This is a genomic window from Eikenella corrodens (assembly GCF_900187105.1).
Taxonomy (GTDB): domain Bacteria; phylum Pseudomonadota; class Gammaproteobacteria; order Burkholderiales; family Neisseriaceae; genus Eikenella; species Eikenella corrodens.
The window spans coordinates 471,987-487,682 of record NZ_LT906482.1 but is presented as its reverse complement, the minus strand read 5'-3'; the positions used below and the strand labels follow the sequence as shown (position 1 = coordinate 487,682).

The 15,696-nt window shown below is 57.9% G+C and carries 15 protein-coding genes; 13 read left to right on the top strand and 2 right to left on the bottom strand.

The features are described 5' to 3' along the window. Window positions 1-68 precede the first annotated feature (68 nt). The gene (locus CKV94_RS02445) at window positions 69-428 is read left to right on the top strand and encodes a hypothetical protein (protein WP_003822480.1); all 360 of its coding nucleotides are present in this window, start codon (window positions 69-71) and stop codon (window positions 426-428) included. Window positions 429-752: 324 nt separating this feature from the next. Here CKV94_RS02445 and CKV94_RS02440 read toward each other — a convergent pair whose 3' ends face one another. Continuing rightward, on the bottom strand, window positions 753-1,904 hold the full coding sequence (locus tag CKV94_RS02440; RefSeq protein ID WP_003822478.1) for a class I SAM-dependent methyltransferase: 1,152 nt from the start codon (window positions 1,902-1,904) through the stop codon (window positions 753-755). A 260-nt stretch (window positions 1,905-2,164) separates the two neighbouring features. Here CKV94_RS02440 and mraZ point away from each other — a divergent pair, with 260 nt between their 5' ends. The 7 genes from mraZ (at window position 2,165) to CKV94_RS02405 (ending at window position 9,679) form a co-directional block, all read left to right on the top strand. Beyond that, window positions 2,165-2,620, top strand: a complete 456-nt coding sequence (gene mraZ, locus CKV94_RS02435) for a division/cell wall cluster transcriptional repressor MraZ (RefSeq protein ID WP_003822477.1) — start codon at window positions 2,165-2,167, stop codon at window positions 2,618-2,620. Then, window positions 2,617-3,573 (top strand): 16S rRNA (cytosine(1402)-N(4))-methyltransferase RsmH, encoded by a 957-nt coding sequence (gene rsmH / locus CKV94_RS02430; RefSeq protein ID WP_003822476.1) that lies wholly within the window; start codon window positions 2,617-2,619, stop codon window positions 3,571-3,573. The genes mraZ and rsmH overlap by 4 nt, the downstream gene beginning before the upstream one ends. Next, the gene (gene ftsL / locus CKV94_RS02425) at window positions 3,566-3,829 is read left to right on the top strand and encodes a cell division protein FtsL (protein WP_003822475.1); all 264 of its coding nucleotides are present in this window, start codon (window positions 3,566-3,568) and stop codon (window positions 3,827-3,829) included. Before rsmH ends, ftsL begins: the two co-directional genes overlap by 8 nt. Window positions 3,830-3,915: 86 nt before the next feature. Further along, window positions 3,916-5,652 carry a peptidoglycan D,D-transpeptidase FtsI family protein gene (locus CKV94_RS02420; RefSeq protein WP_003822473.1) on the top strand — a complete coding sequence of 579 codons (1,737 nt, stop codon included), beginning with the start codon at window positions 3,916-3,918 and terminating at the stop codon, window positions 5,650-5,652. 20 nt (window positions 5,653-5,672) lie between these two features. Continuing rightward, entirely contained in the window at window positions 5,673-7,154 is a 1,482-nt protein-coding gene (locus CKV94_RS02415; protein WP_003822470.1) for a UDP-N-acetylmuramoyl-L-alanyl-D-glutamate--2,6-diaminopimelate ligase, read from the top strand. Between the two features lie 124 nt (window positions 7,155-7,278). Then, window positions 7,279-8,661, top strand: coding sequence for a UDP-N-acetylmuramoyl-tripeptide--D-alanyl-D-alanine ligase (locus CKV94_RS02410; RefSeq protein ID WP_035580257.1), 1,383 nt, complete (start codon window positions 7,279-7,281; stop codon window positions 8,659-8,661). Beyond that, entirely contained in the window at window positions 8,651-9,679 is a 1,029-nt protein-coding gene (locus CKV94_RS02405) for an MBL fold metallo-hydrolase (RefSeq protein ID WP_003822468.1), read from the top strand. The genes CKV94_RS02410 and CKV94_RS02405 overlap by 11 nt, the downstream gene beginning before the upstream one ends. Before the next feature lie 93 nt (window positions 9,680-9,772). On the opposite strand, the gene CKV94_RS02400 is transcribed toward CKV94_RS02405, so the two are convergent. After that, window positions 9,773-10,540 (bottom strand): alpha/beta fold hydrolase, encoded by a 768-nt coding sequence (locus tag CKV94_RS02400; protein ID WP_035580011.1) that lies wholly within the window; start codon window positions 10,538-10,540, stop codon window positions 9,773-9,775. A gap of 283 nt (window positions 10,541-10,823) precedes the next feature. Between CKV94_RS02400 and mraY the strand changes: the two genes are divergently transcribed. The 5 genes from mraY to ftsW all read left to right on the top strand — a co-directional run bounded on the left by mraY (window position 10,824) and on the right by ftsW (window position 15,688). Beyond that, on the top strand, window positions 10,824-11,906 hold the full coding sequence (gene mraY, locus CKV94_RS02395) for a phospho-N-acetylmuramoyl-pentapeptide-transferase (RefSeq protein ID WP_003822465.1): 1,083 nt from the start codon (window positions 10,824-10,826) through the stop codon (window positions 11,904-11,906). 108 nt (window positions 11,907-12,014) lie between these two features. Beyond that, on the top strand, window positions 12,015-12,302 hold the full coding sequence (locus CKV94_RS02390; protein ID WP_003822463.1) for a hypothetical protein: 288 nt from the start codon (window positions 12,015-12,017) through the stop codon (window positions 12,300-12,302). 117 nt (window positions 12,303-12,419) lie between these two features. Further along, window positions 12,420-13,763, top strand: coding sequence for a UDP-N-acetylmuramoyl-L-alanine--D-glutamate ligase (murD, locus tag CKV94_RS02385; RefSeq protein ID WP_035580008.1), 1,344 nt, complete (start codon window positions 12,420-12,422; stop codon window positions 13,761-13,763). A gap of 82 nt (window positions 13,764-13,845) precedes the next feature. Further along, window positions 13,846-14,424 carry a hypothetical protein gene (locus CKV94_RS02380; RefSeq protein WP_003822460.1) on the top strand — a complete coding sequence of 193 codons (579 nt, stop codon included), beginning with the start codon at window positions 13,846-13,848 and terminating at the stop codon, window positions 14,422-14,424. Window positions 14,425-14,533: 109 nt separating this feature from the next. Further along, on the top strand, window positions 14,534-15,688 hold the full coding sequence (gene ftsW / locus CKV94_RS02375; protein WP_003822459.1) for a putative lipid II flippase FtsW: 1,155 nt from the start codon (window positions 14,534-14,536) through the stop codon (window positions 15,686-15,688). The last annotated feature ends 8 nt before the right edge of the window (window positions 15,689-15,696 follow it).

Genomic DNA, 15,696 nt, shown 5'->3' with positions numbered 1-15,696 from the left:
ATATTGCCCGTTTGATACTTGCTGCTTTTTGGATAAAATGGCTGCTTTTATCTGTTTAATATCCGGATATGTCTTTTATTGGAAAAACATTTGGCGGGTTGTCTGCCACATACTATATCCGCCACTTTCTTATCGGCCTGATTTTCTATATTTTCATCATATTCGATTTCAGCGGTAGTAAAGAAAATCCGAATTATTGGTCGATCATGATGACGTTTACCGCATGCCAGTTGCTGTATCCGTATGCGTATTTTGTGTATGACCTTATCGCAGATTATATTTCGGGCGATCGCGGGTCTTATTTTGTTTCGCATATCATGTCGGTTGTGCGGATTCTTGCCGTGATTCTGTGCTGGTTTGGCGCCCCAATCATCGCGCCGCTTGGTTTGGCTTGGTTGTATTGGGAACATGGCAGACAGGAGCAATGAACAGAATATTAAGGATAAGATGCGGAGGCAGCCTGAAAGTAGTTTCTGGCTGTTTTTGTTTTAGAAGGCGGGGCAGTTGCTGTGGGTTGGATTGTTGCAGCCGATATTTTGATTTTCAGGTAGCCTCAACATAGGCAGAGGCTACCTGAAAACCTAAGTGGACATAAATGCCCGCCGTGCAGCCTTCAGGTAGACTTCAGGCTTTCGGTAATACCATCAAAGCAAACAAAACGCTTGCGGAGCATGATTCTGCAAGCGTTTTGTTATTGGAAGGCGCGGGCTGGGGCTACCTGAAAGTGTCGGCTTCAAACCGGCAGTTGGCGGTTACAGCTTGTGGCACAAATCGCCGAGGGCGAAGCCTGGCCAGTCGGGATCGATATTGCGGCCGAAGGCGATAACTTTGAAGAGTTCGCCCATTTCTTGCGGGGCGAGGAGGGTTTGGCAGGCAGTAGCAGCGCGGATGTAGGCTTGGCTTTCCGGTTCGCCTTGGGCGGCCAGCAGGTCGGTGAGGCCGAGGTTGAGCAGGAAAGCGGCCTGGGTGGTGTAGCCGATGAGGTCGAGCCCGGCTTGGCAGGCGGCTTCGGCGATGGCGGTGAAATTTACATGGCAGGTAAGGTCGGTGAGGCCGACGTGTTCGAAGGGGTTGTGTACGGCGTGGTGGCGGTAGTGGCCGATGAGGGTGCCGCCGCTGCGCTGGGGGTGGTAATACTGGGCGGCGTCGAAGCCGTAGTCGATAAAGAGCAGGGCGCCGCGCGTGAGGCGCTGGGCGAGGGTGCGGATAAAGGCTTGCTGGCGCAGGTGCAGTTCGCTGGTGTAGCCGTCGATGGCGGGCAGCAGCGCTTGGGCGGCTGGCAGCAGTTCGGCCGGCAGGGGGGCGCTTTGCCATTGGAATTGTTGGTTTGCATCCAGCCCTACGCCCATCAGCTGCCATTGGCCGCTTTGATAGCGCACGATATCGCAGGGCATGGCATCGAGCACTTCGTTGCCGATGACGATGCCGTCGAATTCGGCAGGTAGTTCGGTGAGCCACGTGATTTGGTGCTGGTGTTGGGGCAGGGCGGCGGCAAGGTGGCGGCGTTGGCGTTCGGCTAGGTCGGGGGAGACTTCAATGATGTAGTAGTGCCGGAGGCTACCTGAAAGCTTGCCGATCAGCTGGGCAGCCAGTTCGCCGGTGCCTGCGCCGAATTCGTAGATATTGCCGGCGGTTTGCGGCAGCAGGGATTGCAGCTGGATGGCGAGGGTTTGCCCGAACAGCGGGGTGAGCGCGGGGGCGGTGATGAAGTCGCCAGCCGCGCCGATTTTGTGTGCACCACCGGTGTAGTAGCCATATTGCGGCTGGTAGAGCGCGAGCTGCATGAAGTCGGCAAAGGGCAGGAAGCCGTGGTTGGCCTGAATGCGTTGTTGTATCAGGCCACACAGTGCCTGTGAGGCGGCCAGAGCTTCGGGGCCGGGGGCGGGCAGGGTAGGGCGGTTCATAGAGCAATTATGCGAATAATCTGGAAAACGTGCGCAATTATAAAGGCTTGCTGCCGGGAGGCAAAATCAGGGCTGCGCGGAAAACGGCAAGCGTGATGATTGAGGCTAACTATCTTATGTAAAAACAGTTTGTTAATCGTGGATTTTTACTGTGTTTGCAATTGACCGATGCCGCTGCTTTGCCGTATAGTGTCGCTTCGTGGGGAATTGTGGGGCGAAGTGCCTTTTCAGTTCCAAAAATCAACCGAAGGTGGGAAAAAGTGTTTGGCGGCGTACATGAATTGAGCATCGACAGCAAGGGGCGCTTGGCGATTCCGGCCAAGTTCCGCGACTTGCTTGTGCGCCACTACACGCCGTCTTTGGTGGTTACCGTGGAGGCGCGCACGCATCTGGTGATGTATCCGGAAGCGGAGTGGCAGAAAACGGCGGAAAATTTGCAGGCGATGAATGTGTCGGGCAATCCGGCGGCCAGGATGTTCCGCGATTTGATGCTGAACCACGCTGAAACGCTGGATTTGGATGCTTCGGGCAGAATTTTGCTGCCGCCGAGCCTGCGCCGCCGCGTGCAGTTTGATAAAGAAGTAACGCTGGTGGGGCGTGCCGACCGGCTGGAGCTGTGGAACCGCGAACGTTGGGAAGCCAATATGAACGCAGTGCTGGATATGGATCCAGACGAATTGGCCGAACAGCTCGATAAAGCCGGGTTCCGCCTATGAGCGCGCAGGAATTGGCGCACGTTACCGTGCTTTTGCATGAGGCGGTGGATGCTTTGGAGGTAAAGCCGGGCGGCGTGTATGTGGACGGCACTTTCGGCCGCGGCGGGCATTCCCGCCTGATTCTGTCGAAGCTGGGTGCAAACGGCCGATTGGTGGTGTTTGATAAAGATCCGCAGGCCATTGCCGTGGCACGGCAGCTGGCGGAAGTCGACAAGCGCGTGCAAGTGGTGCACGGCGGGTTTTCCGGCTTTCAGGTAGCCTTAAAAGGATTGGGCATTGAGGCGGTGGACGGTGCGCTGTTTGATTTGGGCGTGTCTTCGCCGCAGATCGACGATGCCGAACGCGGCTTCAGCTTCCGCTACGATGCGCCGCTGGATATGCGGATGGATACCACACGTGGCCAAACCGCCGCGCAATGGCTGGCCGAGGCTGGTGAAGAAGAGATTCGCGAGGTAATCAGAGATTATGGTGAAGAGCGGTTTAACAGCCAGATTGCGCGCGCCATTGTGCAGCAGCGGCAAGAGCGCCCCATCCTTACAACCGGCCAGCTGGCGCAGTTGGCGGCACAAGCCGTCCGTACTCGCGAACGCGGCCAAGACCCGGCGACGCGGACGTTTCAAGCCATTCGGATTTTCATCAACCGTGAGCTTGAAGAAATAAGCGCGGTACTGCCGCAGGCTGCAGGCTACCTGAAAACCGGCGGACGTTTGGCCGTGATTGCCTTCCATTCGCTGGAAGACCGGATAGTGAAACAGTTTATCCGCCGCCACAGCCGCCCCACGCCGCTGCCCAAGTGGGTGATGGTGCGCGAAAGCGAGCGCCCCGAGCCGCCCTTGCGGGAAATCGGCAAGGCGCAGCGGGCTTCGGCAGCAGAAACCGCGGCCAATCCGCGCGCACGCTCCGCCGTGTTGCGCGTGGCCGAGCGGACGGCGGGAGAGTTTGCAGATGAATAAGCTGAATATCGTACTTTTTGTGTTGACGGTGCTCTCCGCATTGGGCGTGGTGTCGGTGCAGGACAGCTCGCGCGAATCGTTTATTGTGCTGGAAAAAGAGCACCAGCGGCAGGCAGATTTGGAAGAGGAATACCGCCGCTTGCAGTGGCAGCAAGCCAAGCTGGCCAACCACGGTTTCATCAAGGCGGCGGCCGAGCAACAACAGTTGCAGCCGCCCACCATACAGAACACCAAAATCGTGCGTCTGCAATATTAAAAGGCGAATGAAGCTAATAAAGTAGTTGAATAATATTAAAAAGCAGTTTTGCTGCCGTGTGGGTGGCAGCGTAGAGAGTAAATACCATGCTGATTAAAAGCGATTACAAGCCGCAGATGCGGCAGAAGCCAGTTAAACAGAAGAAGCCGGTTAGCACCAATGGCCGGATTGCCTTTGTTTTGCTGGTTTTTGCTTTGGCTTTCGCCTCAGCGGCGGGCTGGAGCGTACATTTGCATACGGTGGAGCAAGACCGCCTGCAAACCGAGGGTAACAAGCGTTTTGTGCGCACTTTGGTGCAGCAGGCCAACCGCGGCACGATTACCGACCGCAACGGTGCGGTGCTGGCCTTGAGCGCGCCCACCGATTCGCTGTATGCCATCCCTTCTGCCATGGAAAAAATGCCCAGCCAAGAGCAGCTGGAGCAGCTTTCTGAAATCATCGAAGTGCCGGTGGAAACCATTGCTGACCGTTTGGCGCGTACCAATAGCGATTTCGTGTTTTTGAAACGGCAGATGAGCGCGGAAACCGCTGCCAAAGTACGTGCTTTGAAAATTGAGGGTTTGGCCTTCCAAACTGAGCCCAAACGGCAATATCCGATGGGCAATTTGTTCTCACACGTTATCGGCTTTACCAATATCGACGGCAAAGGCCAAGAAGGTTTGGAGCTCTCGCGTGAAGACGACCTGCGCGGCCAAGACGGCGCACGCGTGGTGCTGCGCGACAATAAAGGCAATTATGTAGATCAATTGGATTCGCCGCGCAACCGCGATGCAGTGGATGGGCGCAATATGGTGCTCTCGCTGGATCAGCGTATTCAATCGCTGGCGCACGATAAATTGGCGCAGGCTATTGACTACCATCAGGCCAAAGCCGGCACCGCAGTGGTGTTGGATGCGCAAACCGGCGAAATCCTTGCTTTGGTAAACCTGCCGGATTTTGATCCGAACCAGCCCGGCGGCACCGAAATCGCCCTGCGCCGCAACCGTGCGGTGACCGATATGATCGAGCCCGGCTCGGCCATGAAACCTTTCCCGATTGCCAAAGCCTTGGATTCGGGCAAAGTGAACGAGAATATGGTGTTCAACACCAATACTTATAATATCGGCCCGGCTACCGTGCGCGATACGCACAACTACCCTTCGCTCACCCTGCGCGGCATCATGCAGAAATCTTCTAACGTGGGCGTGAGCAAGCTTTCGGCCATGTTTAAGCCAGAAGAGATGCACGATTTTTATAAATCAGTCGGTTTCGGCCGCCGCATGCACTCCGGTTTCCCCGGCGAATCACCCGGCCTGGTGCGCGACTGGCGCAACTGGCGGCCCATCGAACAGGCCACCATGTCGTTCGGCTACGGCCTGCAGATGAGCCTGCTGCAGCTGGCACACAGCTACACCATCTTCACCAGCGACGGCAAACTTTTGCCGGTGAGCTTCCTGCGCCAGAGCACTGCACCGCAGGGCGAGCAGGTAATCAAGCCTGAAACCGCACGCGCCATCCGCCGCATGATGGTATCCGTTACCGAGCCCGGCGGTACCGGCACGCAGGGCGCTGTACCTGGCTTCAACGTGGGCGCGAAAACCGGTACTGCACGCAAGCTGGTGGGTGGTCGCTATGCCGACAACAAGCACATGGCCACCTTCATCGGTTTCGCCCCTGCCGAGCATCCGCGCGTGATTGTGGCGGTGAACATCGACGAGCCTACCCAAAACGGCTATTACGGCGGCCTGGTGGCCGGGCCGGTGTTTAAAGACATCATGGCCGGTTCGCTGAATATTCTGGGCGTAACGCCCACCAAACCTGTGCAGCAAGTCGCTGCCAAATAAATCGGTGCTTGGAGCCGACCATGTATTGCTTGAAGGACAAACAGTTTGACTTGCCCGACAACTGCACCCTGCCGCCCAATGTGGCGGCGGGGTGCATTTTGCGTATGGACAGCCGCCTGGTGCAGCCGGGCGATGTGTTCGTGGCCTGCCAGGGCGAATATGCCGACGGCCGCAACTATATTCCCGCCGCGATTGCCAACGGCGCGGCGATGGTATTTTGGGACAGCGGCGACGGTTTCGCCTGGCGGCCGGAGTGGCAAATCGCCAATCTCGGCGTGCCGCACCTGAAACAAAACGCCGGCCTGCTGGCAGCCAAGCTCTACGGCAATTTTTCAGGTAGCCTTTCGTGCTGGGGAGTAACCGGCACCAACGGTAAAACCTCGATTTCGCAATGGCTTGCCCAAGCCGCCGATTTGCTCGATACGCCCTGCGCCATCATCGGCACGGTGGGCAACGGCTTCTGGGGGCGGCTCGAAGAAACCACCCACACCACGCCCAATCCTGTGCGCGTGCAAACCCTGCTGCACCAATTCAAACAGCAGGGTGCGAAAGCCGTGGCGATGGAAGTATCCAGCCACGGCCTCGACCAAAACCGCGTGGTCGGCACGCCCTTCTCCTCCGCCATCTTCACCAACCTCACCCGCGACCACCTCGATTACCACGGCAGCATGGCCGCCTATGGCGCCAGCAAGGCCAAACTGTTCTATTGGCAGAGTCTTCAACACGCCATCATCAATACGGATGACGAATTCGGCCGCGAGCTGGCCGCCGGGCTGCGTGCCGACCGCCCAAATCTGAACGTGTACGGCTACGGCTTCAATGAACAAGCCGATATCCGCATTACCCGCTTTGCCGCTTCCGACCAAAGCATGCAGGTAGCCTTTGATACGCCTTGGGGCAGCGGTGAAATCCACAGTCGGCTCTTAGGGCGGTTCAATGCGCAAAACCTCGCCGCCTGCGTCGGGCTTTTGTGCGCCGAAGGCTATTCGCTACCTGACGTATTGCGCGTGCTCGCGCAAATCCGCCCCGCCACCGGCCGCATGGACTGCATCAGCCGCGCAGGCCGCCCGCTGGTGGTGGTGGACTATGCCCACACCCCTGACGCGCTGGAAAAAGCGCTGGCCACCCTGCGCGAAATCAAACCGCAGGGCGCGAGCCTTTGGTGCGTGTTCGGCTGCGGCGGCAACCGCGACCGCGGCAAACGCCCGCTGATGGGCAGCGCCGCCGTGCAGGGCGCGGATAAAGTGGTGATTACCAGCGATAATCCGCGCATGGAAGAGCCGCAAGACATCATCGCCGACATCCTGCCTGCCGTGCCGCAGCCCGCGCTGGTGGAGGCCGACCGCCGAGTGGCCATCCAAACTGCCATCCGCCGCGCCGCGCCGCAGGATATCGTGCTGATTGCCGGCAAAGGCCACGAAACCTATCAAGACGTACAGGGCGAAAAACACCATTTCTCCGATTTTGAAATAGCCGAAGCCGCGTTGGATGAGGCTGGCTGAAAGGTTTGAATTTGGTTGAGCCCGTGCGTTCAGGTAGCCTTTTGAGCTTGATACAGGCTACCTGAAAGCGTTAATACTTTTTCAGGTAGTCTGCCGCCCCGTAATATTTTCAATGGAATTCCCCATGCCCACACTCGATTTAGCTTTTGTCTGCCGCGCCCTGAACCTGCCCGCGCCGCAGCACAACCTCCCTATCCGCCGCGTCATCACCGACAGCCGCCAAGCCGCCGCTGCCGACGAGCGCGGCACGGATTTGTTTGTCGCTTTGGTGGGCGATAAACACGACGCCCACGATTTTGTGCCTGCCGTGTTGGCGCAGGGCGCTTTGGCGCTGGTATCGCGCCAAGACTGCATCGCGCTTTCAGGCAGCCTGCCGGTGGCCGACACGCTGGCGGCGCTGCAAACCCTGGCTGCCGCTTGGCGCGAAGCGGTGAACCCGATGGTGCTCGGCATTACCGGTTCTTCCGGCAAAACCACGGTGAAGGAGATGCTGGCCGCCATTCTGCGCCGCCAATTCGGTGAAGCGGCCGTACTGGCTACCGCCGGTAATTTCAACAACCACATCGGCCTGCCGCTCACTCTGCTTGCCCTGCGGCCGCAGCAGCGCTATGCCGTTATCGAAATGGGCATGAACCACTTTGGCGAGCTCGACGCGCTCACCCGCATCGCCTGCCCTGATGCCGCGCTGGTTAATAATGCCCTGCGCGCGCATATCGGCTGCGGTTTCGACGGCGTGGGCGATATTGCCCGTGCCAAAAGCGAAATCTATCGCGGGCTACCTGAAAGCGGCACGGCGCTGATTCCGGCGGAAGACGAATACGCCGAAGTGTTCCGCGCCGCCTGCCGCGCCCTGAATTTGCGCCAAATCGAATTCGGTGTGGACAAGGGCGAAGTGCATGCCGAAAACGTCCGGCTGCTGCCCTTGGGCTGCCGCTTCGATTTGGTGTGGCAAGACCAACGCGCGGCGGTAGAACTGCCGGTGCCGGGCAAACACAACGTGGCCAATGCCGTGGCTGCGGCCGCGCTGGCTTTGCAGGCCGGCGTGGGGCTATCTGAAAGCGCCACCGCGCTGGCCGGGTTTGCCAATATCAAAGGCCGTTTGCAACGCAAGGCCGGCCTGCGCGGCAGCACGATTATCGACGACACCTACAACGCCAACCCCGACAGCATGAAGGCTGCGCTGGATGTGTTGGTCGAGCTGCCGGCGCCGCGTATTTTCGTGATGGGCGATATGGGCGAATTGGGCGACGACGAGGCTCCCGCCCTGCATGCCGAAATCGGCCGCTATGCGCGGGATAAGGGCATCGAAGCCGCTTATTTTGTAGGCGATTTCAGCGTGGAAGCCGCCGAAGCTTTCGGTGTGGCCGGGCTGTGGTTTGCTGCCAAAGACCCGTTGCAGCAGGTGCTGGTGCACGAATTGCCGGAGCAGGCTTCGGTGTTGGTAAAGGGTTCGCGTTTTATGCAGATGGAAGAGGTGGTGGCCGCCTTGCAGGGCCATGAAGCGTAGGCCGCACGGCGGTTATCCGCTCTATCCGGCCAGCAACCACTACGACCCGATCCGCCGCCGTTTTTTCAACCCGGAGCCCAAACGCCGATTGCAGCCGCTGGATTTTGGCGGAGCGTTCAAAATGCTCAGTTGGCAAGGCCGCTTTCCCGCGCAGCCGCTGCCGTTTGAGAAGCCTGATTTTGCTGCCTTCATGCGGCAGGAAGGGCTACCTGAAAATGAACAAAAGGCACGGTTTGTCTGGTTCGGCCATTCCACCCTGCTGATGCGTGTGGCCGGGTTGAACATCATCACCGACCCCGTGTTCGGCATGAGCGCCGCACCGAACAACAAAATGTTTCGCCGCTTCCAGCCGCCGCCCGCCGCGCCGCACGAACTGCCGCCGCTCGACATCATCCTCTACAGCCACAACCACTACGACCACTTGGAGGAATCCTTCGTACGCAGCGTGGCAGACAGCGGGGTGCATTTCCTGGTGCCGCTGGGCATGGAAGTGCTGCTGCGCCGCTGGGGCGTGAAGGCGGAAAACATTTCGGCGGCGGATTGGTATCAGAGCCATACCGTCGGCGGCGTAACATTCACCGCCACTCCCGCCCGCCACGACAGCTCGCGCAACCTGGCCGACCACAACCGTATGCTGTGGGCGGGCTGGGCCGTCGAAGGCGGCGGGCAGCGGTTTTATTTCAGCGGCGATTCGTCCTACGGCAGCCACTTCGCCGACATCGGCCGGCACTTCGGCGGCTTCGACCTGGCCTTTATGGAAAACGGCCAATACGACCGCCGCTGGCCAGACAACCACATGTTCCCCGGGCAAACCGTGCAGGCCGCCATCGACGTGGGCGCGCGCCGCATGATGCCGATTCACTGGGGCGCCTTCAGCCTGGCCATGCACGATTGGGACGAACCCGTGCGCCGCAGCATCCCGCTGGCCATCGAGCGCGGCCTGCCGGTGCTCACGCCGCTAATCGGGCAGGTGTTTGATGTGGATACGGAAACTGAATTGTGGTGGGAAGAGGTTTGAGCGGTTTGGACAAATTCGGCTTCGTTTACTTTCAGGTAGCCTTACTGGTTCAAAGTGGGCTGAAACACAAACAGCCATGTTGGTAACCCAAGCTCAAGCGCACATAAATTCTGCCAAAGCGGTAGCCAAGCCTTCCGGATTTTCCCAAGACATCGAGTGCCCGGCATCGGCAATCACGGCGCAGGGAATACCGTATTGAAGGATAAGGTCGTAGTCTGTGTTGGGCAGGGAACGATCTCCAACTAAATAAATTTTGCGTTGGGGCAGGGAGGAGAGGCGGTACAGCCAATCGGGCGATATACCGTTCACTAAATGATATGCACTACGCCACAATGCCCACGGGGCAACACTTTGTAGGCTGCCTGCCCACGGCGAGAGTTCGTTATTTAGCAATTCGGCATAGCCATTGTGGATGAAATACGCTTCATCCTGTGCGGTAATGTTGCGGCTGAATATACCGCCGCCAGTAATCAGGTTGCATTCGCTTACCATGAGTCCGCGCACGCGGCTGCCGAGCTGTTCGGCGGCTTCAATAGCGATGCTGCCACCCATGCTGTGCCCATAGAGATAGAAGTGCGGCAAGTTAAGATGGTTGGCCAGTTCGGATACGATTGCGGCTTGCGCGCTGGTGGAATAGGAGAAATCCTGTGGGCGTTCGCTGTAGCCGTGACCTGCCAAGTCAAGCAGGATAGTGCGGCGGCCTGCCAAGGCCGGGCTGGCAGCGATGCGGGGGTACTCGTAGCTGGCAGCGCAGCCTAGGCCGTGGATAAATAAGCAAGGGGTGCTGTTTCTGCCCGCATGGGCTGGTAGATCCATAAATCGGATGCGGCAGCGTGCGCTGTGGGAGTGCATGGTTTGCATAGTTTGTGCCTCGCATGGCAGTGGGAATTTCGGTTTTCAGGTAGCCTCTCTTGGGTAGCGGCTTAGTTTATAATGCCACATTTGCCCATTTTACAGTGGTGCAATACAGATAATTATGTTTCAGGTAGCCTTTTCTATTTCCGGCTGCCTAGGTTAATTAAGCGAATTCAATTTAAATCAGAACAAGGCAGCGAGCCGCAGATAATGCAAAGTAGTACAGTACGGAGAGACAATGCAATATCGGTTTAAATTGAACTTACGAGAAATGATTTAAGGAAGTTTTATGCTTTTATGGTTGGCCAAACTCAGCAACTGGATTTCGGCGCTGAACATTTTCCAATACACCACTTTCCGCGCAGTGATGGCGGCGCTTACGGCTTTGGCGTTCAGCCTGATGCTGGGGCCGTGGACTATCCGCAAGCTCACCGAACTTAAAGCCGGCCAGGCCATCCGCAGCGACGGGCCGAAAACCCATTTGGCCAAGGCAGGCACGCCCACCATGGGCGGGGTGCTGATTTTGGTGTCGATTACGGTGTCCACGCTGTTGTGGGGCAATGTATCGCACCCGTATATCTGGATTCTGCTCGGCGTGCTGCTGGGCACGGGCGCGCTGGGCTTCTACGACGACTGGCGCAAGGTAGTGTATAAAGATCCGCACGGCGTGTCGGCCAAATTTAAGATGGTGTGGCAGAGCAGCGTGGCGCTGGCGGCCGGCCTGCTGCTGTTTTATGTGGCGAGCAATTCGGCAAACAATATTTTAATCGTGCCGTTTTTTAAGCAGGTGGCGCTGCCTTTGGGCGTGGTGGGCTTTGTGGTGCTGTCGTATTTCACCATTGTCGGCACGTCCAATGCGGTAAACCTGACCGACGGCTTGGACGGCTTGGCGGCTTTCCCGGTGGTGTTGGTGGCCGGGGGGATGGCGGTGTTTGCCTATGCCACCGGGCACTGGCAGTTTGCACGCTATCTGCAGTTGCCCTTCGTGCCAGGGGCGAACGAGGTGATGGTGTTCTGCGCGGCCATGTGCGGCGCGTGCTTGGGCTTTTTGTGGTTCAACGCGGCACCGGCGCAGGTGTTTATGGGCGACGTGGGCGCATTGGCGCTGGGCGCGGCGCTGGGCACGGTGGCGGTAATTGTGCGGCAGGAATTTGTGTTGGTGATTATGGGCGGGCTGTTTGTGGTGGAAGCTTTGTCGGTGATGCTGCAGGTGGGCTGGTATAAGAAAACCAAAAAACGCATCTTCCTGATGGCGCCGATTCACCACCATTTCGAGCAGAAGGGCTGGAAGGAAACGCAGGTGGTGGTGCGCTTTTGGATCATCACCATCGTGCTGGTGCTGGTGGGCTTGAGTACATTGAAAATTCGTTAAACGGTTTTCAGGTAGCCTAATCTGTTAAAGAGAGGCTACCTGAAAGCAGATACGGTAGGCTGCTATGAAGCCAAAACCCATTGCAACCCAATTTAAAGAACCTAGGTTATGCTGCTACACATGTTGATTTTGCTGGCCTTTGCCAAAATGCAGGATTTCGCTGAGGACTCCTATGCCTGGCAATGGGCGCTGGCTTTTGCCGTTGTAACTTTTTTATTCGGCCTGTTTGGCGGCCCCCTGATTGCGGCAGCTATTTCCGCTGTGATTTGGGGCCTGTATTCATGGGGCTATTTCGCCATGCTGCGGCAGATGGCAGACAGTTTGATTTTGTGGCTGATGGTATGCATCGGCGGGATTATGCTGCCGTGGCTGCTGCTGATGAAACTGCTGGCTTAATACAGCCGCACAGTAAAGGCTACCTGAAAACGCAGGCTGCAACGCAGTCAAAATAAACGGAGTGAAAAACTGAAAAAGCAGCCGCCTGAAAGCAAACCGGGCGGCATGGAGAAAAGAATGAAAAGCGAATGGCAAAACCAAAAAATCCTCGTGGCCGGGATGGGCGGCAGCGGCATTTCCATGTTGGATTTCCTGAGCCGCCAAGGCGCGGCGGTAGCCGCTTATGATGCCGACTTCCCCGCCGCCAAACAGGCCGAACTGCAACAGCGTTTCCCCGGCCTGGCCTGCCACACAGGCTACCTGAAAAACGCATTGGCCGAAGGTTTCGACATTCTTGCCCTTAGCCCCGGCGTCAGCGAGCGCACGCCCGAAATCGAAGCCTTCAAACAGGCCGGCGGCCGTGTGCTGGGCGATGTGGAAATCTTGGCGCACGAGCTTTCCGGCAAGCGCAACAAAATCATCGCCATCACCGGCAGCAACGGCAAAACCACCGTAACCAGCCTGGTCGGCCATTTGTGCCGCGAATGCGGGCTGGATACCGTGGTGGCCGGCAATATCGGCACGCCCGTGCTCGAAGCCTATGAAGACCGGCAGGAGCAGAGCGCCGATGTGTGGGTGCTCGAACTTTCCAGCTTTCAGCTGGAAAACACCGACCATTTGAACGCCGCCGCCGCCGCCGTACTCAATATTTCCGAAGACCACCTCAACCGCTACGATGACCTGCTCGACTACGCCCACGCCAAAGATAAAATCTTCCGCGGCAGCGGTGTGCAGGTGATCAATGCCGACGATGCGCTGTGCCGCGCCATGAAACGCAGCGGCCGCGAAGTGCGCCGCTTTTCGCTGCAGCAGGAAACCGATTATTGGTTTGACGCCGCATCGGGCTACCTGAAACACGGCGCGGAAACGCTGATTGCCGCCGCCGACATTCCGCTGCAAGGCCTGCACAACGCCGCCAACGTGCTGGCCGCACTGGCTTTGTGCGAAGCAATCGGCCTGCCGCGCGAGCAGCTGCTGCGCCATGTGCGCACCTTCAAAGGCCTGCCGCACCGCGTGGAAAAAATCGGCGAGAAAAACGGCGTGGTGTTTATCGACGACAGCAAAGGCACCAATGTGGGCGCCACCGAAGCCGCCATCGCCGGCCTGCAAAGCCCGCTGTTCCTGATTGCCGGCGGGCAGGGCAAAGGGCAGGACTTCACCCCGCTGAAAAACGTGCTGCCCGGCAAAGCCCGCGCTGTGTTGCTCATCGGCGAAGACGCACCGCAAATCCGCCGCGACCTGGCCGGCTGCGGCGTGGAGATGATGGATTGTGCCAGCCTGCAGGAAGCCGTGCAAACTGCCTACCGCCTGGCGGAACCCGGCGACATTGTGTTGCTCAGCCCAGCCTGCGCCAGCTTCGATATGTTTAAAGGCTATGCCCACCGCTCGCAGGTGTTCATTGAGGCGTTTGAGGCCTTGTGATGTTTTCAGGTAGCCTTTGCCAAAGCCGAAAGGCTACCTGAAACTGCCACACCGGCAGGCAAACCGAAAGGGGAAAGCACGAATGGTATTGCACACTTTTTTGGAAAACTTTCCGTGGCGCCGGTTTGGCACGCCTTATGAAACCCATGCCAAAGGGGTGCAGCAGAACATTTTGAATATATTGGCGGGATCGGCTGTAGAAAAAGATTATGAGCGGCTGATTGACAACTTGGAATCGCAGGCTTGGCTGGTGAAATTGTCGCCTTGGGGGCTGAAGGTTTGCCTGGCGTTGCTGGTGGAAGAGAAGCCGAATAAGGCTTGGTTGCTCAAGGGAATGTGTACGCTGTTTGAAGCGGCCAACTATAGTGCCCAATCTCCGCAGGCTCAGGCATTTAAAGAAACCAAGGGCAAGGCGCTGAAATACGGCATATTTAAAGCCAAGCTGTTCGATCCTGCCTTCGATGGCAGGATGGACGACGAGTTTCTTAAAATAAGCAAAACATTAGACAGGCATTATTTACACGTGTCTGTTTTAGAATTGTTTGCGGCAAACCGCGACCTGATAGCGGGTTTGGCCGCTTCCGCAGATGCAGAAACCGCCAAGCAGGCGGCTTTGTTGGCGGAGGCGATTGCCAACCCTAAGCAGTATCCTTGCAGTTAGCCGGCCGCAGATTTGAGCCGCAACAGATTTTTCAGGTAGCCTCTGTTGAAGCCTAAAGGCTACCTGAAACCTTGTTCCATTGATTTTTGAAGTAACTTGAAGTACCTGAATGATTACCGAATCCAAACTCCTCGACCGCAAAATCCTGCGCCACGGCCACATCATCGATCAATCGCTGCTGTGGTTGGTGGTGCTGATGCTGGGCTTCAGCCTGGTGATGGTGTATTCCGCCTCGGTGGCCTTTGCCGGGCAGGGCGGCGGCAATAAATGGGCATTCCTTATCCGCCAGGCGGCCTATATTGCCGTGGGCGGCGGGGCGGCTTGGGTGGCGTTCCGGGTGCCGATGCGCACTTGGCAGAAGTATTCGATGGTGCTGCTGGTGATCAGCCTGCTGATGCTGATTGCGGTGCTGCTGGTAGGGCGCGATGTGAACGGCGCGCGGCGTTGGATTCCTTTGGGCGTGGCCAATTTGCAGCCGAGCGAATTTTTCAAGCTGGCGGTGATTCTTTATCTTTCCGGCTTTTTCATGCGCCGCGCCGAAGTGTTGCAGCATTTGAAGAAAGTGTGCTGGGTGGCGCTGCCGGTGGGCTGCGGGCTGGGGCTGATTATGCTGCAGCCGGATTTCGGCTCGTTTGTGGTGGTGTCGGTAATCAGCGTGGGCTTGTTGTTTTTGGTGGGGCTGCCGTTTCGCTGGTTTATCGTGGTGGTGCTGGCCGGTTTGAGCGGCATGGTGACGCTGGTGTTGATTTCGCCCTACCGCATGGCGCGTGTTACCGCCTTCCTCGATCCGTGGGCCGACCCGCTGGGCAGCGGCTACCAGCTCACTCACGCGCTGATGGCCATCGGACGCGGCGGCTGGACGGGCGTGGGCTTGGGCGCAGGGCTGGAAAAACGCTTCTACCTGCCTGAAGCGCATACCGATTTCATCACCGCCGTGATCGGTGAGGAATTCGGCTTTCTCGGCATGATGCTGCTCACCGCCTGCTATTTGTGGCTGGTGTGGCGTTCGTTTTCCATCGGCAAAATGGCGCGCGATTTGGAGCAGTTTTTTGGCGCGTTTGTGGCCAGCGGCGTGGGCATTTGGCTGGGGATTCAGAGCTTTTTCAATATCGGCGTGAACATCGGCCTGTTGCCCACCAAGGGGCTGACCCTGCCGCTGATTTCCTTCGGCGGCTCGGCACTGGTGGCCATGCTGATAGCCGTGGCGCTGCTGCTGCGGGTGGATTATGAAAACCGGCGCAAAATGCGCGGTTTTGAAGTGTGAGGAGCCGA